General features: G+C 39.0%; 21 protein-coding genes, 2 pseudogenes and 1 riboswitch. Of the genes and pseudogenes, 3 read left to right on the plus strand and 20 right to left on the minus strand.

The features are described 5' to 3' along the window. The first annotated feature begins 251 nt into the window (after positions 1-251). Positions 252-1397, plus strand: coding sequence for a hypothetical protein (locus R2876_00455; GenBank protein ID MEZ4357100.1), 1146 nt, complete (start codon positions 252-254; stop codon positions 1395-1397). Between the two features lie 292 nt (positions 1398-1689). On the opposite strand, the gene rlmD is transcribed toward R2876_00455, so the two are convergent. From rlmD to R2876_00550, 19 genes and pseudogenes are all read right to left on the minus strand, one after another. Continuing rightward, positions 1690-3057 (minus strand): 23S rRNA (uracil(1939)-C(5))-methyltransferase RlmD, encoded by a 1368-nt coding sequence (rlmD, locus tag R2876_00460; GenBank protein MEZ4357101.1) that lies wholly within the window; start codon positions 3055-3057, stop codon positions 1690-1692. A gap of 121 nt (positions 3058-3178) precedes the next feature. Continuing rightward, a complete protein-coding gene (locus tag R2876_00465; GenBank protein ID MEZ4357102.1) occupies positions 3179-3973 on the minus strand; it encodes an RnfABCDGE type electron transport complex subunit B in 795 nt (264 codons plus the stop codon). A gap of 53 nt (positions 3974-4026) precedes the next feature. Next, positions 4027-4616 (minus strand): annotated as a pseudogene (locus R2876_00470) (RnfABCDGE type electron transport complex subunit A). Then, on the minus strand, positions 4613-5287 hold the full coding sequence (locus R2876_00475; protein MEZ4357103.1) for an electron transport complex subunit E: 675 nt from the start codon (positions 5285-5287) through the stop codon (positions 4613-4615). The pseudogene R2876_00470 and the gene R2876_00475 overlap by 4 nt, the downstream one beginning before the upstream one ends. After that, the gene (locus R2876_00480; GenBank protein ID MEZ4357104.1) at positions 5287-5853 is read right to left on the minus strand and encodes an RnfABCDGE type electron transport complex subunit G; all 567 of its coding nucleotides are present in this window, start codon (positions 5851-5853) and stop codon (positions 5287-5289) included. The genes R2876_00475 and R2876_00480 overlap by 1 nt, the downstream gene beginning before the upstream one ends. Then, complete coding sequence (locus R2876_00485) at positions 5846-6769, minus strand: RnfABCDGE type electron transport complex subunit D (protein MEZ4357105.1); 924 nt, start codon at positions 6767-6769, stop codon at positions 5846-5848. Before R2876_00485 ends, R2876_00480 begins: the two co-directional genes overlap by 8 nt. Positions 6770-6771: 2 nt before the next feature. Further along, positions 6772-8124, minus strand: a complete 1353-nt coding sequence (rsxC, locus tag R2876_00490) for an electron transport complex subunit RsxC (GenBank protein ID MEZ4357106.1) — start codon at positions 8122-8124, stop codon at positions 6772-6774. A gap of 341 nt (positions 8125-8465) precedes the next feature. Then, positions 8466-9563: a bifunctional chorismate mutase/prephenate dehydratase gene (locus R2876_00495; protein MEZ4357107.1), complete on the minus strand. Its 1098-nt coding sequence runs from the start codon at positions 9561-9563 to the stop codon at positions 8466-8468. Between the two features lie 15 nt (positions 9564-9578). Then, positions 9579-10658 carry a chorismate synthase gene (gene aroC, locus R2876_00500; GenBank protein MEZ4357108.1) on the minus strand — a complete coding sequence of 360 codons (1080 nt, stop codon included), beginning with the start codon at positions 10656-10658 and terminating at the stop codon, positions 9579-9581. A 5-nt stretch (positions 10659-10663) separates the two neighbouring features. Then, entirely contained in the window at positions 10664-11908 is a 1245-nt protein-coding gene (aroA, locus tag R2876_00505; protein MEZ4357109.1) for a 3-phosphoshikimate 1-carboxyvinyltransferase, read from the minus strand. Then, positions 11905-12936, minus strand: coding sequence for a 3-dehydroquinate synthase (gene aroB, locus R2876_00510; protein MEZ4357110.1), 1032 nt, complete (start codon positions 12934-12936; stop codon positions 11905-11907). Before aroB ends, aroA begins: the two co-directional genes overlap by 4 nt. Continuing rightward, positions 12933-13946, minus strand: coding sequence for a 3-deoxy-7-phosphoheptulonate synthase (aroF, locus tag R2876_00515; protein MEZ4357111.1), 1014 nt, complete (start codon positions 13944-13946; stop codon positions 12933-12935). The genes aroB and aroF overlap by 4 nt, the downstream gene beginning before the upstream one ends. 225 nt (positions 13947-14171) lie before the next feature. Further along, entirely contained in the window at positions 14172-15092 is a 921-nt protein-coding gene (locus R2876_00520; GenBank protein MEZ4357112.1) for a DMT family transporter, read from the minus strand. A 164-nt stretch (positions 15093-15256) separates the two neighbouring features. Next, positions 15257-16105, minus strand: coding sequence for an alpha/beta hydrolase (locus tag R2876_00525; GenBank protein MEZ4357113.1), 849 nt, complete (start codon positions 16103-16105; stop codon positions 15257-15259). A gap of 87 nt (positions 16106-16192) precedes the next feature. Continuing rightward, on the minus strand, positions 16193-16894 hold the full coding sequence (locus R2876_00530) for a response regulator transcription factor (GenBank protein MEZ4357114.1): 702 nt from the start codon (positions 16892-16894) through the stop codon (positions 16193-16195). Between the two features lie 469 nt (positions 16895-17363). After that, on the minus strand, positions 17364-17705 hold the full coding sequence (locus tag R2876_00535) for a P-II family nitrogen regulator (GenBank protein ID MEZ4357115.1): 342 nt from the start codon (positions 17703-17705) through the stop codon (positions 17364-17366). Continuing rightward, a complete protein-coding gene (locus R2876_00540; protein MEZ4357116.1) occupies positions 17705-19033 on the minus strand; it encodes an ammonium transporter in 1329 nt (442 codons plus the stop codon). The genes R2876_00535 and R2876_00540 overlap by 1 nt, the downstream gene beginning before the upstream one ends. 304 nt (positions 19034-19337) lie before the next feature. After that, the gene (locus tag R2876_00545; GenBank protein ID MEZ4357117.1) at positions 19338-20081 is read right to left on the minus strand and encodes an SDR family NAD(P)-dependent oxidoreductase; all 744 of its coding nucleotides are present in this window, start codon (positions 20079-20081) and stop codon (positions 19338-19340) included. 55 nt (positions 20082-20136) lie between these two features. Beyond that, a pseudogene (locus tag R2876_00550) lies at positions 20137-22642 on the minus strand (cation-translocating P-type ATPase). Between the two features lie 137 nt (positions 22643-22779). Continuing rightward, a riboswitch (NiCo riboswitch) is annotated at positions 22780-22873 on the minus strand. A 213-nt stretch (positions 22874-23086) separates the two neighbouring features. On the opposite strand from R2876_00550, the gene R2876_00555 reads away from it, so the two are divergent. Both R2876_00555 and R2876_00560 read left to right on the plus strand, forming a co-directional pair. Then, on the plus strand, positions 23087-23524 hold the full coding sequence (locus R2876_00555) for an amidase domain-containing protein (GenBank protein MEZ4357118.1): 438 nt from the start codon (positions 23087-23089) through the stop codon (positions 23522-23524). A 167-nt stretch (positions 23525-23691) separates the two neighbouring features. Next, entirely contained in the window at positions 23692-24324 is a 633-nt protein-coding gene (locus R2876_00560; protein ID MEZ4357119.1) for a LysE family transporter, read from the plus strand. A 15-nt stretch (positions 24325-24339) separates the two neighbouring features. On the opposite strand, the gene R2876_00565 is transcribed toward R2876_00560, so the two are convergent. Then, entirely contained in the window at positions 24340-25089 is a 750-nt protein-coding gene (locus R2876_00565) for a hypothetical protein (protein ID MEZ4357120.1), read from the minus strand. Between the last annotated feature and the right edge of the window lie 205 nt (positions 25090-25294).

Below are 25294 nucleotides of genomic sequence, written 5' to 3' on the forward strand. Positions count from 1 at the left end.
TGGGTGCTATAAATATACTTTAAACCTATAAAAAGTTCTCTAAATAACTTAAATCAAAAATATTTGGCTTATTAATATCAAGGCAAACATCAGAATAAACTTGAACAACTCCCATAGCATGCTTTGTTTCATATTTTAAGCCTAATTTTCCATTTAATTTGAATTTCCTAATTCAATCCTTATATTTTCGCTTCCACGACAGACTTAAGCAGCATATAATAAATTGAAATAAATAAAATTAGAGGGCAATTATGAAACAAAAAATTATTAACATTTTTATATTAATTATGTGCTTATGTTTTCTTCCAATTATAGCATTTGCGGCATCTCCTGTTATAGCATTTGCGGCATCTCCTGTCGCAACACTTACAGTTGATGGAGTGCTAAGTGGCACTTATCCATCTGTACAAGCGGCAGTAGATGCGGTTACGCTAACGGCTGGAAGTAATTTTACTATTGAAATAGCAGAAGGAACGGTTTCTGATCCACTTAATATTTTGCAGCAACCAAACAAAAATGTAGTTTTACGACCACAGTCTGGGGCATCTGTTGTATTTACAAATACAATTACGATTGATGGAAATGGAAATCTTAACAGTCCAGAAACTTTGTTAATACAAGGTTTTTCGTTTGATTTAACTTCAGGAACTCCTGCAAACTGTATTTACTTTAATTTGATCCCACCAAGAGTCGGGTACTGCTATACGCATAATGTCACCATTAACGGTTGTAGTTTTAAAGGTGTTTTTGATACAACTGTAGCAGTGCAAAGTGTGACTGCTGGTATAAAAAACATTTCAATAATGAATTGTACTGCTGCTGATATGCACAGCCTTGCACAGTTAAAGGCTGTATCAGGTTATGCATTTATTCAAAATTGTATCTTAAGCAATTCCAGTGGAGGAGTAAATTTCTATGGAGACGGAGATTTAGTGATTGACAGCTGCAAATTTGATGTAGAAGGCTACGCAGTTCGTAGCGGGCAAGGTTCAGGCGTAATTACTAATACAGGTTCTGTAACTATCAATAATAGTATATTAAATTCGAACTTAGTGGATGTCGGTACAGTTGTTTTGAGAGGTGACAGCACGAATAACATCAATATTCTGCATTCTAATATAACAAATAATGCAGCTGGCCCCTTCATTCAAAATCTTAATCTGGCAAGCGAGGCGCTATACAACATTAAGATTGTAGAGTCAAATGTAACAGGAGAAATCACTGGCATTGATCTGTCTACTATAACTACAATTGATGATCCAAATGTACAAAATGGACCCGTCTGTATAAATAATGGCTCGAATAACATCATAATTTTGATTATAATGATAATTCTGCTGATTGTTTTGTGTGCCTGTTTTGTATGCAGTTACAGGAGATTTCAAGTAGACAGGTAAATAAACAAAAAATATTATGTACTGGAATTCAGAAATGGGTTCCAGTTTTTTATGCTACCGACTCCAATTGTCTACGAAAAGCCATGGGAGGCAGGCAATCCAACTTGTGTTGGCGGCGTAGGTAGTTGTAAAAGTGTATGTATTCCTCAATCGCACTTGCTAGAGAATCGTAATCCTCAAAATGGATAGTGCAGCTCACATTTTAATATATCCCAGAACCCCTCCATGTGACCGTTGTCAATGCACCGGCTCACTCTGGACATACTCTGCTTCATACCAGCCGCATCATGCTTTACTTATCTACCCTTGACATCAATACTATCGTCTCAACATTTGCAGTTCTCGGGAACATATCCACCGGTGTAACTTTTTTAATCTCATACCCTATACTACAAAACTCTTTTAAGTCCCTTGCCAGTGTCGCCGGGTCACAGGATACGTATACTACTTTTTCGGGGGAAATATTTTTTACTGTTTTAATAAGTTCTAAATCGCAACCCTTGCGCGGAGGGTCTAATATCACTATACTCGGGCGTTCACCGCGTTCAGAAAGCATCTTTGCCGCTTTAGCCGCATCTGCGCAGATAAATTGTGCATTATTTATCCCGTTTATCAGTGCATTTTCTCTTGCGTTTAAAACTGCCTGCTCCTCAACCTCGACACCTATCAATTCTTTCACGTATTTTGCAAGCGTTAAACCTATGGTGCCTATACCGCAATACAGATCTAATACTACATCTTTTTTCGTTGGTTTAGCATAATTTGCCACCAGAGTATAGAGCTTTTCAGTCTGCTCATGGTTCACCTGATAAAATGAAATAGGTGAAATTTTAAACTTTAAACCGCATAATTCATCTGTTATATATCCATCTCCCCATATAGTGCGGCATTTGTCTCCTAATATAACATTCGTGTTTTTATTATTTGTGTTTATTACTACGCTTTTTAAGTTAGGGACACAATCCTTAAGCATTTTAACCAGTGAGTCTTCTTTCTTGATTTGCTCACCTGTGGTTACGATACAAACCATAACTTCACCGGTAGCTTTGCCCATACGTATATATAAATGCCGTATTCCCGGGCTATTGGTGCTTTCATCGTAAATTTTTTGCTTTGCTTCCTTTTCCCAATCTTTAAAAGCATTGATAACGTTCTCAAAAATTTTCGGTTGAAGAAAACAGCCGCTAAAATCTATTATCCTATGGCTATGATACGCAAAAAAACCTAAAGTAAGTTTACCATCTAGATCCCGTGAGACAGGGATCTGCGCCTTGTTCCTATACCTGTCAGGATGCTCGGCTGCAACGATTTCATCTATTACTATATCTTTAAACCCGCCTATCCTTTGAAGCGAGTCTAAAACGCGCTGCTGTTTTAACTTAAGCTCTGCTTCATAGCTTATATGCCTAAAAGTGCACCCGCCGCACTGCATATAGTTTGCACAATCGGCCTCGATCCTGTCTTTTGATGGAGTAAGTATATCTATGATTTTGCCAAAGGCATAATTTTTCTTTACCTTTAATATCTTGATGTCCAAGATGTCTCCTATCGCGGAATTAGGCACAAAAACAGCCATTTCGCCTATCCGGCCGACTCCACTTCCCTCTGTTGTCATACTTTTTATTTCAATTTTAAAAATATCGTTTTTCTTAATAGACATCTTTCACCTTTTTATAGAATAATTTAATTTTCTATATAATTTTGCTACAACCATATGTTTTTTGTCAATTAATTTTAAACATAAAAAAAGTCCAGCTTCAAAGCTGAACTTTTAAATAAACTTATTTATCCCCTGCAAATATAATACAATGCCGTGGGCAAACTAAAGCACATTCTCCGCAATTAGTGCACTTAGAATAATCAATTTTAGCCAAATTATTTTCAACCGTTATTGCAGAAGAAGGACATGCCTTTTCACATCTTTTACATCCGATACACCCTACTTCGCATACAGGCATAACCGCTTTTCCCATCGATATGCTGCTACACATTACATATGTCGTTGAAGATTTCGGCACCAACTTAATTATACGCTTAGGGCATTTTGCAACGCATGCGCCGCAGCCTGTACACAAGGTCTTATCGACACGTGCCACCCCGTCTATTATCTTTATCGCATTAAATTGGCAGGCTTCCACGCAGTCGCCAAACCCGAGGCATCCATAAGCACACGCTTTTTGGCCTGAAACAAAGTTAAAGGCGGCGCTGCAGCTATTTATGCCCTGATAATTATACTTATTTTTTGCAAGTTCGTTTGAACCTAAACACATTGGCACTGCGAACTGAGGTTCTAATTTTACCGATTCTTTTCCCAATATCTCTGCAATGGCATCTATAACTTCCTGGCTAACAGCAGTACATTTATTAATAGGCGCATCTTCATGTACGATACACCTGGCATAATCCGCACATCCTGCATATCCACATCCACCGCAATTTGCTCCTGGCAATATTTCTAGTACTAATGCTTCTCTTTTGTCAGTTTTAACAGCCATTACAACGGATGCTATACAAAGTAATAACCCGAATACAAGGCTCACGCCAAATACGATTATTACTGGCAACAAGAGTTCCATAATCAATACACTCCTTTTATAAATAAACGTCTAAATTCAAAAATCCTTAATTATCAACCAAACAAACCCTCTGTAAGCCCCTTAAACCCTAAAAACGACAATGACACTATAGCAGCGGCAATAAGCGTTATCGGAAGGCCACGTAAACTTTTGGGTATTGCGCTTTCTTCCATGCGCATACGAACGCCTGAGAAAATCATAAGTGCAATAAAGAACCCGATTCCTGCTCCTAAACTGTTTACCAAAGCTTCTGCATAAGTATAGGAGTTTTCAAAGTTTAAGAGTGTTACACCTAGTACTGCACAGTTTGTTGTGATAAGCGGCAGATATATACCAAGGGCACTATACAGTGAAGGGATATATTTCTTTAAAACTATTTCTACAAACTGTACCAAGCCAGCTATAACTAAGATAAATACCAGAGTTGTTAAATAACTAAGCCCGTTACTGTCAAGTAAAAAGTCTTGATTGGCCAAGTCGCGGCAGTAGCCAGGACCATAACGAATATTACAGCCAAGCTCATTCCTGTAGCCGTCTTAATTTTATTGGATACACCGAGGAACGGACAAATCCCAAGAAATTGGCTTAATACAAAGTTATCTACAAGTATAACACTTACTAATATTATTAAAAAACTTGTCATTTTACTTCATCCTTCCCAGCGGCTTTTGAGCATCCGCCATTAGATAACATGCTGCATCCCGGGCATCCGCCACATGAAAATTCTTTTTTATCATCTTTAGACAACTTGTTGACTAATGCAATCAATAATCCGAAAACAAAGAATCCACCCGGAGGTAATATAAACACTATCATAGGGTCTATAACTCCAGATAGTATTGGTATGCCAAGCAATGTTCCGTTCCCTAAAAGCTCACGTATTATTCCCATTGCAATAAGCGCAGCAGTAAACCCTATTCCCATTCCCAAGCCATCTAAAAAGCTTGCTAGAGGAGGGTTTTTACTTGCAAATGCTTCTGCACGGCCAAGTATTATACAATTTACAACTATCAAAGGCAAGAAAATTCCAAGTGCTTCATCTATGGCAGGTGCATAAGCTTTTACCAACAGCTGCACTATAGACACGAACCCTGCTATTATCGTAATAAATGCCGGTATTCTAAGCTTGCCTGGGATAACGTTTCTAAGCAGTGATATTAAAACATTAGAGCATACAAGAACGATAGTAGCGGCAATTCCCATTCCTATACCGTTGACTACCATTGTACTTACAGCCAATGTAGGACAAGTCCCGATTACCAATCTGAGTACCGGATTTTCTTTAATGATACCTTTGGTTAGCTCCTTAAACATTATTTTCCACCTCCGGTTATTTCAGCAAATAATGATAATGCCTCGTTTACAGCAGTGGTGACGGCTCTTGAAGTTATCGTTGCACCTGTTATAGCTGTAATTTCATCATCTTTATCAGAAGGAACCTTTACCAAAGTAAAGGATTCAACATTTTTATCTGCAAACTGACCTATGAAACTCTCTTCATATGCCCTTTTACCGAGCCCAGGAGTTTCATTTTCACTTAAAATCACACTTCCGGTTATGGTACCATTGGTATCAATACCTGTCATAACGCTTACGGCTCCGCCATAACCTTTGTACTCTGTCACAAATATATACCCTATTATATCGCCGGAAGAATCCTTAGCTATGTTATAAACGACATCTTCTCCATCGATATTAGCTGTCTCTTCTGTTACGGTTGCAAACCCGGGCAATGCCTCTTTTTGTGCTTCTTCGCTTGCAAGCCTTTCCTGTGCATCTATTTTATCCTGGGTTATAATTTTTGTTCCAGCCAAAGCTGCGGTTACAAATACGCAGATAAGAATCAGTATTATGGTAGGCTTTAAAATATCCTTAAACATTTTTACCTCCAAACGGCTTTGGCATAGTTACTTTATCTATTAACGCCACAAGCAAATTCATTATAACTATCGAATAAGAAACACCTTCCGGCAGCGAAGCATATTGCCTTATCAAAAAGGTTAAAAGCCCGCACCCAACGGCAAATATCACCTTACCCCAATTCGTAGTAGGCGAAGTGGTATAATCCGTCGCCATAAATATGGCACCTAACATAAGCCCACCTGCCATTACGTAGTAAAGAGTGTCCATGCCTGCTATTACATAGCAAATGGCAACCGTACCTACGTATACTAACGGAATAATCGGGGAGATAACCCTTCTTATAACTAAATATATACCGCCAATTAAAAGGGCAACTACGGATGTTTCTCCTAAGCATCCGATATGTGTACCTAAAAATAAATTCATAAGTGAAACACCGCCGTCAGGGCCTACCACTAACGGAGTCGCCGATGAAATTGCATCAGAGCCTATAACTTGTACTGAAAACAAGCTCATATAATACGGAAAAGAAACTAAAAGCACTATCCTTGCCACCAATGCAGGGTTTGCAATGTTTTTTCCGATGCCTCCGAACATTTGTTTTACAACAACTATGGCAACGACTGAACCGATAACTGCTATCCAAAGAGGTATGGTTACCGGCATGTTAAAGGCAAGCAGCATACCTGTTACAATAGCAGAAAGGTCTGAAATCGTGTTGTTCCTTTTCATCACTTTACGTGAGATGTATTCTGCAAGCAGACAGGATGCTACACATGTTATGGTAACTATCGCTGCATCTATTCCAAATATAATTATAGAAGCAATAAATGCAGGTATGAGTGCTATGATAACGTCCAGCATAATGCGCTGCGTAGTAACTTTAGAAGTAATATGCGGTGAAGACGTGACCGTTAATAATGATTCGCCCATTCTTATTTGCCCCCCTTCAATATTGCTTTTGCGAGCCGCATCGTTTGAACCAACGGGCGCTTAGCGGGACAAACATAGGAACATGAACCGCACTCGATACATGTATTAACGTTAAATGACCGCAAAGCCTCAAAATCTTTATTTTCATAATGAGCAGAAACTGCAGCCGGAACTAAGGACATGGGACATGCCTTGACACACCTTCCACATCTGATGCAGGAAGACGGTTCGGCTACTTTTATGCTGTTATCCTCCGCCAAAACCAAAATAGCATTATTTTGCTTTAAGAGCGGAATATCATCTGTATAAAGAGCGACACCCATCATAGGCCCGCCCATAAGTAGTTTATAAGCGGTTTTGCTGTAACCGCCGCAAAATTCAATTACATCCTTTATCTTAGTACCTATCGGGACTTTAAGGATACTTGGGTTCTTAAGTGCTGAACCGTCTACTGTAATCCTTTTTGATATAAGCGGCATTCCCGTTTTAAAGTACTTCGCTATAAATGCTATGCTAGATAAGTTCATAACAAGAGCACCGACATCAGATGGCAGCTTCCCTGTCGGGACCTGGCGGCCTGTAACGATATTTATCAATACTTTTTCAGCGCCTTTCGGGTACTTGGAAGTAAGCACTGCTAAACGCACGTCTCTTGCTGAAACGAATTTTTCATCTTTAGCTGCAGCCTGGAGCGCTTTGATGGCCTCAGGTTTGTTGTCTTCTACACAGATATAAACGTTTGGAATATGAAGCAGGCTTTGCAAAATATCTATACCTTCGAATATATCCTTAGTCTCTTCAATAGAAAGCCTATAGTCCGAACATACGTATGGTTCGCATTCCGCAAAGTTTATTATAAGCGTATCAATACGTTTACCTTCCTGTGGAAGCAGCTTGACATGGGCAGGGAAACCAGCTCCGCCAAGGCCTACAAGCCCGGATTCCCTTATCGCCTGGCATAATTCTTTAATGGTTTTTGGTATGGGTATCGGCTTCACGCCTTCGAAAACTTCCATCTTACCATCTGATTCTATTATAATTGAAGGCACATTACCTGAACCAGGCATCATTACGTCTTCAATAGCAACGACCTTACCTGATACGCTTGCATGAATAGGGGTAGATACAAATGCACTGGAATCTGCAATCTTTTGCCCAACTTTGACCAAATCACCTTTTGCAACAACAGGCTCACACGGAGCCCCTATATGCTGACGGACAGGCATTGTAACACGATCCGGAGAAGGCATTTCAATGGTCTCGCAGCAAACTGTATTCTTATAATGCGGTACATTTATACCGCCTTTTTGTCGGTGCAGCGTTGCATTAGGAATGGTTATTTTTTTCTTTTCCATATATCCTCCAGACAATATTTTTAATTTATCAAATAATATCGGTTTCCGATTTATTAACAGCATAAAAACTAACTTTAAAACAGCAATAAAAAACAGCTTTACCGCTATTGTCAACAACAGGACTGTTTTACTTAAGTATTATGTTAAGTTTTTGTTATGCTTTGAATTATAACTTTTCAAGTTAAAACACGTGACAGCATCCGACAAATGTCACGATTTTAGTATATACCCACGGTTTATGAATGTAAATACTTTTTAAAACTTTTTGAATTTTTCTAAAATAATCTTTCAACCTTTGATAAAAATATATTACTCTTAAGATTTGATTATAACGCTATGCATTAGCGCATTTTAGAGTAAACGCCAAGCACTTTTATGTCTGTGCAGTACTCTTCCATCTCTTTGATCGAGGTAGATAATTTTGCAAGATTGCCTTCTAAATCTACATAAAACCTGTAATGCCAATTTTGCCCTAAAATGGGGCGGCTCTCTATTTTTGTTAAATTATAGCCCTTGGCGGCAATCAAAGTAAGCGCTTTAGCCAAGGACCCAGTTTCATGTTTCAGCGAAAAAAGTATACTTGCCTTATTAAAACCTTTTTCATTTGCCTTTGCCCCTATTATAAAAAATCTGGTAACGTTATTTAACGTATTTGATATGTTATCTTTTAAAACACTAAGCCCGTATATTTTCCCTGCATACCGGCTTGCTATCGCAGCTTTGCTCTTATCTTTTAAATCTGCCACATATTTTGCACTTATGGCAGTATTGCTTTTTGGCGTTTTTATCCACTCTTTGTGTTCTGATAAAAAGTCGCTGCACTGCATTAGCCCCTGTTCGTGCGAAAATACTTCTTTTATTAAACTTAAGTCTGCCCCCGGTATGCCAAGAAGTGCATGGCGTATTGGAAGTATATATTCTCCTACTACATATACATCGTATTTATTTAAAAGGTCGTAACTTTGTATTACACTTCCGGATGCCGAATTCTCAACAGGTATTATTCCGTATTGCGTTTCGCCTTTTAACACGCTTATGAAGACATCTTCAAACTCAGCTACAGGCTTCGTCTTAACATTATCTTCAAAAAAACCTATTAACGCTTCTTCTGAATATGCCCCTCTGATCCCCTGAAAAGCAACTTTACCACTTACATCAAATTTTATTTTTTCATTATCTCCGCTTCCGTTTTGCAGATGTTTAGATAGATCCACTATCAGGCGCATAAGCTGTTCTACATAAACCGAGTATTCTTTTGGAGCACTCAATACCCTGTCCTTAATAACTTCCTGTTCGCGTTTCCCATCGTAAACCGGCAAGCCATGCTCCCTTTTATACTCCGCTATATCGTTGGATACATTCATTCGCTCTTTAAAAAGTTTTATAAGTTCGCAGTCTATTGCATCTATTTTTTCTCTGAGTTTTGAAATATCAGCCATTTATCTTCCCTTTTCTTAAAAAATTTCACTTTCCATAACCGCATCAGCTATTGCAATTAAAACTGCCGCTTCGGCTGCTGCAGCACCCCTGACAGCGATACAGGAATCGTGCCTGCCTTTAATTTCTATCTTTATATCTTTCATGTCAACTAAATCCACTGTGCTCTGCGGAGCTGAAATAGACGGCGTCGGTTTAAAGGCCGCACGAACTATTAGGGGTGCCCCTGAAGATATTCCGCCTAATATTCCACCGTTGTTATTACTTTTAAAGGATACTTCCTCACCGCTTATACACATCTGGTCATTAGCATCAGACCCATGCATAGAAGACAACTTAAACCCTAGGCCAAACTCAATTCCCTTTACTGCCGGGACAGCAAACAATATGCTCGCTATTTTAGGCTCAAGCCCGTCAAATATCGGCTCGCCTATACCGGCCGGCAGGTTTACACAGCCTATTTCTACTATACCGCCGACAGAATTCTTGCTGTTTCTGGCATTATCTATCTGCTCCTTCATTTTTTTAGCTGCATCTTCGTCTATTGTAGGAAAATCCTTTCGGTAAAGTGACTTTAAAACTTCTTCGTTTAAATTAAGCGTATCAAAGCCCTTATCTTCAACTTCTCCTACCCTAAGTATGTGAGAACCGACATAAATGCCGTTTTCTTCCAGATAAGCCCGGGCAACAGACCCTGCAAACACAAGAGGTGCAGTTAACCTGCCGGAAAAATGCCCGCCGCCCCGCATGTCCGCGAAGCCGCCGTATTTAACCCATGCCGTATAATCAGCATGCGAAGGGCGGGGTCTGCCCTCTAAATCCGCATAGTCATTAGAATGCTGATCGGCATTTTTAATGTATGCGGCAAGCGGGCTTCCTGTTGTAAACCCGTCATAATATCCGCTTAATATATGCGGAACGTCACTTTCACTGCGTTTCGTAGAACCGGCAATACTACCTGGCGCACGGCGGCGCATATCCCGCAAGATGTTTTCCTCGCTCAATTTAAGCCCGGCAGGCAGCCCGTCTACTATAACGCCTACGCCTTCACCGTGTGACTCTCCAAAAATACTTATTTTAAATTTGTTGCCCCACATACTGCTCAAGATATTTTCCCTCCCAAGCTCTCAAATTCTTTCCAAAAGTTAACAGCAGATTTTTTTACGCTCTCGCTCCCGGAAAGTAAAATTTCTCCTTTTGTTATAGCGCATGCAACAGCTAAAGACATCGCTATCCTATGATCATTATGCGCGAAAACTTCGCTGCCGGCAAGAGTCTTTCCCCCATTTATAGTAAGCCCGTCCTCAGTCTCAACAATATCTGCGCCTAATTTTTTAAGTTCGGTGCTTATTGCAGACAGCCTGTCGCTTTCCTTGATCCTGAGCCGCCCCGCATTTAGTATCTGCGTCTGCCCGTTTGCCGCTGCTCCTGCTACTGCCAAAACCGGGACTAAATCCGGTATGTTTCCTGCATCTATCGTAATCCCATTTAAAACGCTTTTATTTACTTTGATATATCTGTTTCCGTATTCGACACTGGCGCCCATTCTCTTTAAAATATCAAATATCTCTTTGTCGCCTTGCATTGAATCAGCTAAGAGCCCTGATATTGCAACACCGCCCCCAATGGCTCCTGCAACTGCAAAAAATGCAGCGTGGGAGTAGTCTCCCTCTATTTCCATATCACAGGGAGTGTATTTTTGTCCTCCCGTAACTTTGATGGTATCGTTGTCAATAAACCCGCTTGTTACTCCAAACTTTTTCTGTACATACATAGTCAGCTCTACATACGGCTTAGACTGTAACTTGCTTGTTAAATTTATTATGCTGTCCCCTTTTAAAAGCGGAAGTGCAAAAAGCAGACCCGATATAAACTGGGAAGATATATCTCCGGCTATATCAAAATTTCCGTTTTTCAATTCTCCGTTGACTTTATTATTTAAAAAATTCAACCCATTTTTTTTAAGTGCAGTTTTAAGCGGTTCTATCGGGCGTGACATAAGCCGCCCTTCCCCAATAAATTCCGCGTTTCTTGAAAAAAGAGGGGCTAACGGCAGCATAAACCTAAGTGTAGAACCCGATTCACCGCAGTTAAGCAAAACGTTTTCCTTAATATCCGGCTTTTCACTGCTAACATACAGTGTAGAATCTATATATTCAAATGCAGCAAGGCCTAATTTTTCTATGCAGTTAATGGTAGCCTTAATGTCATTTGAAAGCTCTACGTTGCTTATACGGCTTTTTCCCTGCGAAAGAGCCGCACAGATTATTGCCCTGTGTGTTACGCTCTTAGAAGGCATCGCTAATATATCACCTTTTAAGCTCCCGCTTATGCGAATGGTACTCATTTAAGAGCCTCCAATATCTTTTCCGGTCTTAGTTTTACGATTACCGCCTTGCCTATTTTTTCAAGCATTACTACGTTTATTCCATCGGATGTCACCTTTTTATCCCTTGTCATTAAAGCGACAACATCTTTTGCATCAAACTCAAGTTCAAATTTTAGCCCTAAATATTTTAACATCCTTAAAATCTCAGCCGATGTTCCCTCTTGAGTTATATTAAGCTTTTCTCCCGCACGTGCCATAGCATACATGCCTATGGCCACAGCCTCGCCGTGCAGCAGGCTGTAATCGGACAGGACCTCTATTGCGTGCCCTATCGTATGCCCAAAATTGAGTTCCGTACGGCGGCCTTTATCGAACGGGTCTTCATTTACATAATCTGCTTTTATCTCACAGCATCTCTTGACTATGCGCTCCATGTCTTTTGATTCTATTATCCTGATAAGCTTTTCATCTGCTATACACGCATATTTTAATACCTCTGACATTCCGGCTGAACGTTGGCGTGTATCAAGAGTATCCAGCGTGTCCATATCCGCTACAACTAAAACAGGCTGATAAAATGAGCCGACTAAGTTTTTACCTGTCGGCAAATCTATCGCCACTTTTCCTCCAACAGAGCTGTCTACCTGGGCCAGCAGCGTAGTCGGTATTTGCATGAAGGCTATGCCACGCATATATGTCGAAGCAGCAAAACCTGCGATATCGCCTACAACGCCTCCGCCAACGGCTATTATCAAATCGTTCCTGTTTATGCCGTTGTCGACAAGGCCGTTGTATATATTAAAAAGTTCTTTTTCTGATTTGCTTTGTTCCCCGGCAGGTATTACTATTTTAGCGTATGAAACGTTACTGTTTGAAAGGGATTTTTCAACAGCGCTGCCATATAAAGAATCTACGGTATTATCTGTAACTATTGCCGCCTTTTTAAAGCCAAGTTCTAATACGATTTTACCCAGCGCATAAATCAGGTCTTTGCCTATAAGTATGTCATAGTTCCCGTTTACCGCTTTGACACTTACCTTGCTCATAGTATTTTACCAACCAGTTCAGCCATTTTTTTCACTTTTACCATCATTTTATCAAATTCCTCCGGAGTTAAGGATTGCGGCCCGTCAGACAAAGCTTTTGCCGGGTTGTTATGGACTTCTACTTCAATTCCGTCTGCTCCGGCAGCGACAGCAGCCAATGCCATAGGCTCTATCATGTCCCTCCTGCCTGTGGCGTGAGAAGGGTCTACTATTATCGGCAAGTGGCTTAACTTTTTAACCGCAACGATAGCGCTTAAATCAAGCGTGTTTCTCGTATACGTCTCAAACGTCCTTATGCCGCGTTCACATAGTATGACATTTGAATTGCCCCTCGACATTACATATTCCGCCGACATAAGCCATTCTTGTATAGTAGAAGACATTCCCCTTTTCAGTAATATCGGTTTTCTTGTTTTGCCTATTTCCTTTAACAGGTCAAAATTTTGCATGTTGCGCGCGCCAATCTGTATTATATCTACATATTCCTCGAACATATCTATATGCCTCGGCGAAATTATTTCAGACACTATTGGCATTCCCGTTCTTTCGCGGACTTCGCAAAGCAGTTTTAAGCCCTCTCGCTTTAACCCCTGAAAAGAGTAAGGAGATGTCCTTGGCTTATATGCCCCGCCACGGATAAACTGCGCCCCCGATGTTTTAACTGCATCTGCTATTAGGTTTATCTGCTCCCTGCTTTCAACCGAGCACGGCCCGGCCATGACAGTAAGCGAACCTCCGCCTATTGATAGGTCGCCGACTTTAACAACAGTATCTTCCGGATGGAATTTACGGTTACTCTTTTTAAATGGCTCGCTTACAGACATTATCCTGTCTACGCCTTCGCGCATGGAAAGTGCATCGCGATCTAGGCTTGCCGTATCACCTATAACGCCAAGAACGTAACACTCTACTCCGGCATTTATCTGGACCTGCATACCTAAGTCTCTTAATTCCTGCACGATATCATTTAAGTGCTTTTCCTCTGTATTTGGCTTCATTACAATAATCATTTTGTCTTCTCCTAAATTAAAAAAGCCGCCTAAGCCTTAAAAGCTTAGCGGCAATCATTGTTTCTGTTATCGATGGCACACTATGCTTTCAAGGGCATTTTGGTAAAGTAAAAATAGCCGTAGCTGCTAAAGCTAAAGCTTTTAAATCCCCAAAATAAATTATTGACCTTGATATTTGACATTTTGTGTCTCCAATCTTTAATCAAATTATATCACCGTATAAAATTAATTGTCAATAACAGGTTGATTATCAATCTCATAAACCTCTTTGCCGTTCTTTAAATTTAGTATTACAATGGATGCAATTACAAGCAAAACACCTAAGGCAGACATAAAGCACATGCTCTCTTTTAAAAATATTACCCCGATAATCGTGGCGACTACCGGTTCTATCGATGCCATTATAGATGCGCTGCTGGCTTCTATGCGCTTAAGTCCCATTGTAAAGAAGGTATACGGCAATACAGATATAATAATGCCCATTAAGACAAACATTATAATCGAATTTAGGTTTAAATTTAAAAACTTATCTACGATACTCATATCTGTTATCGCCAGTGTACCTACACTTGTGATTATAAATGTATATAGGACTATGGTTAAAGGGTGGTACCCTCTTTTATATGCAATCCTGCTGAAAATGCTATAAAGGGAATAACCAAGTGCGGCAAGCAGGCCGGTTATTATAGAAAGCAGCGATACTTCCTGTTTTTTCGTTATGACCTCAGTTACCAATATGCATCCGATAAGCGCCATGACACATGCTATTAGTTTATTTTTTGTTATTTTTTCTTTAAAGATAAATATGGACATGATCATAACCATTACCGGAGAAGTATAAAGTAAAACTGCTGAAACAGACAGGGATGTAAGTGAAATAGTCTTAAAATAAAAGAAGTTAAACAGCATTATGCCGCAGATACCTGTCCCTAAAAAACACCAGCTGTCTTTTAATCTTATCTTTAAAAGTTTTCTGTCGTATATTAGTACTACTATAAGCATCAATACCGCAGTAAAAGTTACCCTTAAAGCAACTATCTGCAGTGATCCAAAACCTATGGAAGCGAAATAACGCACAAATACCCCCGTAGCGCCCCATAAAATTCCCGCTAAAATTATCAACATTGCATCAAGCCTTTTTTTCAAGTACGGTATCTCCTAAAACGACATAAAAATATAAAATTTGCCAAAAACACTATATGATAATATCATATAAATTCTCACTCATCAATAAAAATTTAAATAAAAAATATCACCTGAAATAAAAATAACAAGCGATATATTCCGTAAATTTTTATTTTATATATTTTTTAATTCAACCTATCCAACCAACCAAATAAATCCCTTAATATTTTACAAGACGAAATTTCTTTAAGAAATATTCCGGCAACTAAATTTGAATGGTACATGCCCTTACACTTTACAATAATACAGCCCGCCAAACCTGGGTTAAATCTGTTAACTTTATCCGTAAAAAGCACCGAATTTTCAAATTCACAAATAGGATCCCTTTTAGAATGTATACATAAGACCTGAATCTTTTCGCTTCCGTCTATCAGCTTAACCGGGTCCGCGGTCTTTCTGTCGTAATCCTCTTTAAATAACTTATTCAAAAGTGCGGTTATCGATCTGTTTTTGCAGACATCAAGCGCTATCGGCGAACCAAGTAAAATAAGGCCTTTTATACTATTTGCATCAATTCCATATTCCTGCTGCAATCCTTTATCGTATGCAAGTATCCCTGCCAGATGGCCGCCAGCAGACGAGCCTACCAAAACTATATTTTGAGTGTCAACGCCTTTTAGCTTCATAACTTCAAGCGCTTTGTTAAACGCGGTGGCTACATCCTGCGCCTGTGCCGGGTATTTGTTTTTAGGAGCATGCCTGTATCCAAGTGATACAACGTGAAATCCCCTTCGTGCAAATGTATCCCCTATGAATTTAAATTCCTCCGGAGAACCGTTTTTCCAGCCTCCTCCGTGAAGATAAACTATCAACTGTTTTTTAAAAGGCCGTTTTGCTTTAAAATATAAAAAATGCTGCTTTGGATCTTCACCGTATTCATATTTATCTGTAGAAATACCTTTATTTTGTTTAACCATCTTATAGGCAATTCCAGGTATTTTAAGTTGTTCCAGCATAAAATTTTTAAGCCGCATTTAAATAGAACCTCCGGTGTTGTTACTCAAATTTAAACCTAAATGCCTTTTAATATATTTTTAATTGCCAAGCAGCAAAGTTTTAGTTCATGCTTCATCGTTCATGCGGTACCCAACGCCAACATCTGTTAATATATATCTAGGCTGTGCCGGGTCCTTCTCTATCTTTCTTCGTATGTTTGCCATATTTACCCTTAATATCTGGTTATCACTAATATACGGTCCCCATATTTCCTTTATAATGAAGTCATGAGTAAGAACTTTTCCTACATTTCTGGACAGCAGTAAAAGTATCTTATATTCAACAGGCGTTAAATGCACATCTTTGGTTTCTATCTTAACTACTCTTTTTCTATAATCTATTTCAAGGCCTTTGATAACTGTCTTCTCCGGTTCCACGGTAGAATTTTCTTTTATCTTTGCGCTATGCCTTAATTCTACGCGTATCCTTGCTAATAATTCGGCAGTTCCAAAGGGCTTAGTTACATAATCATCAGCACCTAAGTCTAGTGCCCCTACCTTTTCACGCTCATGGTCTCTTGCCGATAAAACTATAATCGGGACGTCTGAAAATTTTCTAATGCTTTTTATAACATCAAACCCGTCCATATCCGGCAGCCCAAGATCAAGCAATATCAAATCAGGGCAATACGATGTAGTTATTAAGACTGCATCTTTCCCGGTAGAAGATTTCATTGTACTATAGTTGTTTACCTTTAAGACATCAGCAAGAAAGTTACTAATAACGGTGTCATCTTCAACGATTAAGATCAACGTTTGATTAGTCATTTTTCCTTCTCCTCTTCGTTTCAGGCCATACATTAAAAAGCAAATTTTATTAGACGATTTTCAAATTATTAGCTGACTCTTTAATACTATAAATCTTTAAATACTAAAAATCCTTAGTTTGAAACTCGTCCATTTAAGAGGTTTTACAAGAATATTTAAAATCACGGTTTAAGGGTCATTTAAATTTTATTATTCCTTAACAGCTAATGTCTTATAAGAGTCTTTATAATTTTAAGATATTTAACGGATAATATTAGCTTACTGCTGTAACTTTATTATTCATCATAATATTTATGTAACAATCTGTCAATCTACAGCAATGCTCATTTTCAAGCTATGCTGAGGTAAACAAAACCTCTTTAATGTATTAAATATATGGTCCCCAATTTCTCAATTTATATAGTATATAACAAGCAGAGGAGAACGATTTTTCAAGCCGTTCTCCTCTTTTATCATAACTAGCTATAAATTAAACGGCTCCTTCGCCTTCTTCTCCTGTACGTATACGGATTACACGTGCCACATCGTACACAAAGATCTTTCCTTCGCCTTTATCGCTTCCTGTTTTAGCACTATCGAGAATAGCCTTAATTGCTTTATCTTCATCTTTATCATTTACTACTATGTCTACTGAAATTTTAGGCAGTAAATCAAGTGTAAATTTTTCACCTCTCCACTGCTGAACAATACCGCCCTGTTGTCCGTGGCCTTCAATTTCGGTGACCATAAGTCCATTGCAATCAATATCTTTAAGTGCTGTCTTGACTTCTTCAAGCTTTTCGGGCTTAATAATTGCTTTAATATGTTTCATTACATATTACCTCCTGAACTTTCTTTTTTTACGGAATCATCACTGATAAGTGCCGCGTATACTGGCTTACGGGATATGAACTCAGGATATGCAACGTTGCCATGCTCGCCAATATCAAGGCCGACGATTTCTTCCTCAAGTTTAACTCTGATTCCAATAGTCTTTTTGATAACATACCATATAAGGAGAGATACTGGGAATACAAAAGCAGCAACTGCCAAAACGCCTACTGTCTGTATTCCTAAAAGTGATGCTCCGCCACCAAAGAGTAATCCATCGGTTGCCGATAAACTGGTTACACCCGCTTTTGCAAAAAGACCTACAGCAAGTGTCCCGAATATACCGTTTACTAAGTGAACAGATGTTGCGCCAACCGGATCATCTAACCTTAGTTTGTCAAACATCAATACTGCAAATACTACTATAACGCCAGCGATTGCTCCGATTATAAGTGAGCTTAAAACATCTACATATGCGCATCCTGCCGTTATCGCAACTAAACCTGCAAGGCAGCCGTTTATCGTCATGCCTAAATCCGGTTTCCCTAAGAAAATCCACGATGCAGCCGTTGAGGTCAAGACACCAGCGATTGCCGCCGTATTTGTTGTCATGAAAATATGAGCAACTGCAGATGGATCTGCCATAGACATTGTAGACCCAGGGTTAAACCCGAACCAACCTAACCAAAGAACAAATAATCCGATGGTTGCAAGAGACAAACTGTGCCCCTGAATAGGTCTTGTTTTTCCGTCTTTAGTATATTTCCCAAAGCGCGGCCCTAAGACTATAACACCTGCCAAAGCAGCCCATCCTCCTACGGAGTGAACAACTGTCGAACCGGCAAAATCTAAGAATCCCAAGCCTCCAAGGAAGCCTCCGCCCCAGATCCAATGGCCTACTATAGGATATACCACTAAGGTCAGCAGGAAAGAAAATACTATAAACGATATATATTTCACTCTTTCTGCAACTGCTCCTGAAACTATTGTAGCTGCAGTTCCACAGAATACAAGCTGGAAGAAGAACTTTGCCCAAAAAGGTACGTTAGCGCCAAGCGTATATACACTTTCGTCTATATTTCCGGTTAATATGAACAAACCTTTTGTTCCTATTAACGGATTGTCTCCGCCAAACATCAAGCCCCAGCCTAAAAGTAAAAACCCTAATGAAGAGACTGCAAAAACAATAAAGTTTTTGGAAAGAATGTTTACTGTGTTTTTAGATCTTGCAAATCCTGCCTCTACGCATCCAAACCCAATATTCATAAAGAATACGAGAGCGCCAGTAAACAATACCCACGTGGTATCAATAGCCATCTGAACATCCATTATAATTCCCCCTTATTTTCTTTAATACTTATTTTTACAAATAAAAAAAGCTGCATACTTGCAGTGAAAATACACCTTCAAATATACAGCCCCTTTGCTGAATAAATAAGTATTAAAATTTTATATATTATTTTTCCCAATCTATTTTTAACATACAATTGCGTTAATATGCTGTTAAGATACGGCGTTTTAATATTAATATTCTGTTAAAATGAAATATTTTATGTTAAGAATTGCAAAACTTTCTTATACATTATTTATCTATTTTACTATATTATAAATTATAACGCCTTTGAAATCTTTTTTATGGCATAACTACTCCACCATTTGGCGAAATCGTCTGCCCTGTCACATACTTTGCATTAACCAAGTATTCAACACACTGGGAAATGTCCCCTACTTCTCCTATTCCTTTAAGCGGTACTGTTTTTCTTTTCTTCTCTATGCCTTCTTCTCCTGCCTTTTTAAGCATATCAGTTAAGATAAAACCAGGAGCAACGCTGTTAACACGTATATTATATTTCCCAAATTCAAGTGCTAATGACCTTGTGATAGCTATTACGCCGCCTTTTGATGCAGAATAATCCGCTCCGCTTGACACTCCAACTAACCCGCCTATCGAAGAGATATTTACTATACAACCCTCGTTAGCTTTTACCATATACGGCATAACTAAATGGGAACAGTGGATACACCCCATAAGATTTACGTTTATAAGCCGCGTATACTGTTCCGGTGTCAGTTTTAAAAAGCTAATTCCATTGCTTATAGCGGCATTGTTGACTAAAACGTCTATATTGCTTCCAAAGTTTTTTACTGCCGTGTCAACTATTCTTTTGCATGAATTATATTCAGCCACATCTGCCTGGACAGCCACGCCTTCAACCCCATATTGACTTTTTATTTCACTTACTAAATCACTGGCAAGCTTTTGGCTGGTATCGCTCACAAAATCAATTACTACGTTATAACCCATCTTTGCAAGCCTTTTAACTATGTCCCGCCCGATTCCTCTGGATCCGCCTGTAACAATTGCATTTTTTGCCACGTTAATTCACTCCTTGCTATTTTAAACTTTAGTTTATTTTAACCATTTTAAAAAATTACTTGCTCATATGGTTGCTTTTTAATTTAAACCTTTTAATCAGTTTAACAGCTTCGTACCACAAAACCGATACTGCAGCAATTGCAAAAGCAATCAATAATTCACCTAAAGTAAGCGGCGAAAGTTTTAAAAAGGTATTGAGCGGAGTGTAAAGTATGATTACTATTCCCGCAATCGTCGCTACATTTATAATCCATATAACCTTATCTTTAAAAAGTTTCTTTAAAGACGCAAATATGGAAGTTATATCGGAACTGTTTACCTGCACCAAAAATAAGTTTGCAATCATGATTATAACGATACCCATCGTGCGGGCCAACACTGCATTTGAAGGGTCTTTTAAAATAAACCAAAAATAAGTGCCAAAGGACGCCAAAAATATTAAAATCCCCTGTATTATACTCTTTAGTAAAGTGCCCGAATTTAAGATATTTTCCTTTGGGTTCCTAGGGTCCTGTTCATTATATCATTTTCTGCCGGCTGTCGCTCGAGTACTATCGAACAAGTAGGGTCTATTATAAGTTCTAATAATACAACATGCAAAGGCAGTAGCATGAGTGCTTTAGGGTCTATATGAAGCAGCGGCGCTAATAAAGATGCAAACGCTATAGGTATATGTATTGTAAATACATAGCCTATTGCCTTTCTTATGTTATCATAAATCCGGCGCCCGTCTCGAATCGTATCCACTATGGTCGTGAAATTGTCGTCCATAAGTATAAGGTCAGCCGCCTCGCGGGAAACTTCTGACCCGCGCTTGCCCATTGCTATACCGATATCCGCATGTTTTAATGCAGGGGCATCGTTAACCCCGTCTCCTGTCATTGCAACTACCTTGCCGTTTTCCTTAAATGCCTTAACTATCCTCATCTTATGCTCCGGAATAACGCGTGAAAATATGCTAACGTCTTTGACACGCTGCCTTAATTCCTCATCATCCATTGCATCCAATTCGTCACCAGTTATTATCTTGCCGCTATCCGGTATCCCTATCTGTTTAGCGATGCTTGATGCAGTAATACCGTTGTCTCCGGTTATCATGACAACGCGGACTCCGGCATTAATGCACCTGGCAATATCTTTTTTGACAGAAGGCCTCGGTGGATCCGCAAGGCCTACGAGCCCGCAAAGTTTTAATTTACAATCTGTAAGGCTTTCCGGAACAAGGGTATCACTTTTAAGTTTAGCCATTGCAACTGCAATAACCCTTAACCCCTTTTCAGACATTTCGGTAATTTTAATACTTAGGTCTGTCTTTTCATCTTCGTTTAAATCACAAAGGCCCTGAATGCGTTCCGGAGAACCCTTGGCCGCGATTATTACTTCACCATCGTGCCGCCAGACATGGCCCATCATCTTAAGCTCATTTGTGAAAGCATATTCGTATATGAGTTCTCCGCCGAATATATGCCCCCTTGGAATCCCTACTCTTTCGCAGTAATCTATCATCGCCTTTTCCATAGGGTCATAAGTTTCTGTTTCACAGGCAAGCCCCATAACCTCACATAGGTCATTACTCTCACACCCCGTTGCCCATACTTCGCTGACAGCCATTTTGTTCATGGTTATCGTACCGGTTTTGTCTACGCAAAGCACAGACACTGCACCAAGTGTTTCAACTGAAGGCAACCTTCGAACAAGGGATTGCTTTTTTGCAAGCCTCCATGCTCCCATGGAAAGAAATACAGTTAAAATGACTGGGAACTCTTCCGGTATCATAGCCATTGCAAGAGTTATACCAGAAAGGATACTTTCAATTATCCTGTCATTAAAGGCATGATCCGATATATTAAACCAAGTAAGGGTAGTTACAAGTGCAAATAATATAGCCGCGATCCCGGCACTTAGCTTTACCAGCCTGCCCGTTTGCTTTTGAAGCGGAGTTTGTTTTTCTTCTGCCGAGGCTACGTTTGCGCCGATTTTACCATACTCGGTTGATTTGCCGATTTTATCTATAAGTATGGTTGCGCTGCCCTGTATTACCAATGTGCCTGCATAACAATAATCGCGTCTCCAGTAGTCTTGGGTATTATTCCCCTCAGATACTACTTTCCACACGCCTTCTGATTCTCCTGTTAAGGAAGACTCGTCTACGCAAAGGTCGCTCAATTTTACGATTTCACCGTCTGCAGGAATTTTTATTCCCTCGGAAATAGTAACTAAGTCCCCGGGAACTATATCTGAACTAGCGATCACCGTTTCTTTTCCATCTCTTAAAACTGTGACCGTAGGTGCTGATAAATTTTTCAATGCGTTTAGTGTTTTATCGGTTTTCCATTCCTGAATTATGTCTACGCCTATGATAGCGCTGACAAATACAAGCATTATAGCGCCGTCACGCGGTTCTCCTAAAATGAAGTATATAACTGCGGCAATAATCAATAAGAGGAACATAGGTTCACATATGATATGCAAGGATTTTTTTAAAAAGTTTTGTTTTTAGGTGGGATAAGCTCATTTTTGCCATATTGCTCCTGAAGTATTTTGGCTTCTTTTGAAGTCAGCCCTTTTAAATATTTTACTGTTTGTCATAAAAGTTACCTCCGAATTAGCCTCTTGGCTTTTTTTAAGATAGCTCTATGGCACTTCATATCAACGGCGTATATACCTTTAAATAAAAATACGCATCTACGAAACATACCACTGTCCCGCAAATGTGCTACATTTGCTGCCGTTGATTACGGCCCGGCCCCACGAACTTAACATAAGCCCATCGCCTGCTCAGTTTGTACTGTATTGTATGCAGTGCAAAGAGATTTTTATATTATAGTTTATGTGCAAAACACTGTCAAGTGTTACTCAAAACTTCTTTTTTATCAACTTTGCTTAAATATAGCATTATTATATCAAAAAACATGAAATATATTATATAATATACCAATTTTTAAGGCTTTTATCAAACTCACTTCTCTTTTCAGTAAAATATATGAGTAAAGGATGTTAAAAATATGGTCTACAATAGAGAAGCCGCGGCGGCCTATGCGATTCGTTACGCGCTTACCCCAAACCCTAATTATATATATTATTCAGCCGATGACTGTACGAACTTTATATCCCAGTGCCTACGCGCCGGCGGAGCAAATAACGATTTTAACAGGTCACATCCCTGGTGGTACCTCTATGGAAAAAACTCTGTTTGCTGGAGTGTTGCGCAGTCTTTATTCTGGTATATACGCGTATGTTCAGAGGAAAAACGTTTTGGCATCAAGGCAGATACTTATTACCTAGACTTAAATAACGAATATGAAAGCAAAATCGAAGGGAAGATCTTCATAGGAGATTTGATCCAATATAAAAATGCCCATGATAATATCGTACATTCTTCAATAATAACTGGATTTGATTCTATAACAAAAGAGCCGCTTATATCCCAGCACCACTTTTAACGGACGAAACGTCACCTGGAGAAAGCCTTTTAAGCAGACGATTTTTCACCATATAACGGATATCAACTGAAAAATCCGGAGTTTGACTTTATGATATATAAATGCTAGTATTAATAAAGTTTTTGGTTTAACAAAGATTTTTAAGTTCGATAGAGAGTTATTATTATATGATACTTATATTCTTATCCGCACTTACAATCGGTTTTTCAGGCGCTATAATGCCTGGTTCACTTCTTACTTATACTATCAAACAGTCTTTATCATTTGGCCCGCGTTCCGGTTTTATAATTACACTTGGGCATGCTTTTTTAGAGCTCATTTTGCTTGTACTTATATTTTTAGGCTTAGACATAGTACTTAAGTCCGATACAGCCCAAATCGTAATAGGTATATTGGGCGGGATACTCCTTATATACATGGGAATCGACATGATTATTAATTCCATAAAGAACAAAGTGTCTGTAAAGCTCGATAATGAAAAATCAAGTAATAAGAACCTGTTTATTTCCGGGATGCTGATAAGTGCCGCCAACCCTTATTTTCTTTTATGGTGGGCTGTCATCGGTTTAGGTTTTGTCATCAACTCTTATGAAACACTTGGCTATATGGGCGTAGTCGTTTATTACATTGGGCATATCATGGCAGATTTTATATGGTATGGTGTGATATCTATAATAATCGGAACCACGCGTAAATTCATCAAAGACAAACCTTACCGCATACTAATAGCTATGCTTGGTTGTTTGCTTGTCTTTTTCGGCGGAAGTTTTTTATTTAACGCTATAAAAAGTTTAATATAGTTCCTCTATTAAGCACTAAAGCCCTGATTTTACTTCACTGTCATATTGTGACTGCTCTCCCGGAGACATGCTTATTGATGCAAGCACTTTTTTCCTCTCAGCGTCATCCTTGATCTTATTTGCAGCTTCAATTCTAAAATCATAGTCTTTCGATCTATCCTGTGCTATGGATATTAAGATTTCCCGCTTTATAATATGCTTTAACGCCTCGCTTCGCACACGATATAATTTAGCATTATTCGCAATGTTTTGTAATAAGGTTTGGTCTTCAATCTCCCCAACTATATCACAGCCCGTTGTTTCGTATATTGCGCCCTGTGCTTCAAGTGCCCTTTGTTCAAAATAGGTCTTTTTGCTAATATGGCAGTTTATGCAGACATCACCTGCCCATTTATGTGCAATCGGCCTTGTCGTGCCGCAAATTGAGCATTTCTCAATACATTCGCCTTCTAAAATGTGAAAATCGTGCTCACTTTTTCGTATAGCGCCGCACCGTTCGCATATACATTTATTCCACTTATGTTCGGCCTTGCCTTTCTCTCCGCAAATCTCGCAATATTTAATACACTCTTTATTAGCTTTATCCCCTACAATCACCCATTTATGTTGCCTAGGTACTTTTTTCCCGCAAATTGAGCATACCAGCTGACATTTTCCTTCAACAGGAACGTAATGATGATTATTGCTGTGTTGCGACACAAAACCACACCTAACACATTTGCATCCATTCCATTTATGCCCGAATATCGTACAATATAATCCCATTATCTGCACCTCTAAATTTTTGTTTTGCTTTTGCTTATTACAACAACATTATATGGTAAAAGGCTGATGTATTCAATAAAATCCATAAGCTATCTGGCTAGATGCCTGCCCTTTATAATAGCCTTCAACATAAATCTTTATCAACACACATAAAAGTAAATGAGAATTATGCCGGCGTTTTAAATCATAGAATTTTTAAATACTA

The organism is Eubacteriales bacterium, from assembly GCA_041390245.1.
Lineage (GTDB): Bacteria > Bacillota > Clostridia > Christensenellales > JAWKQI01 > JAWKQI01.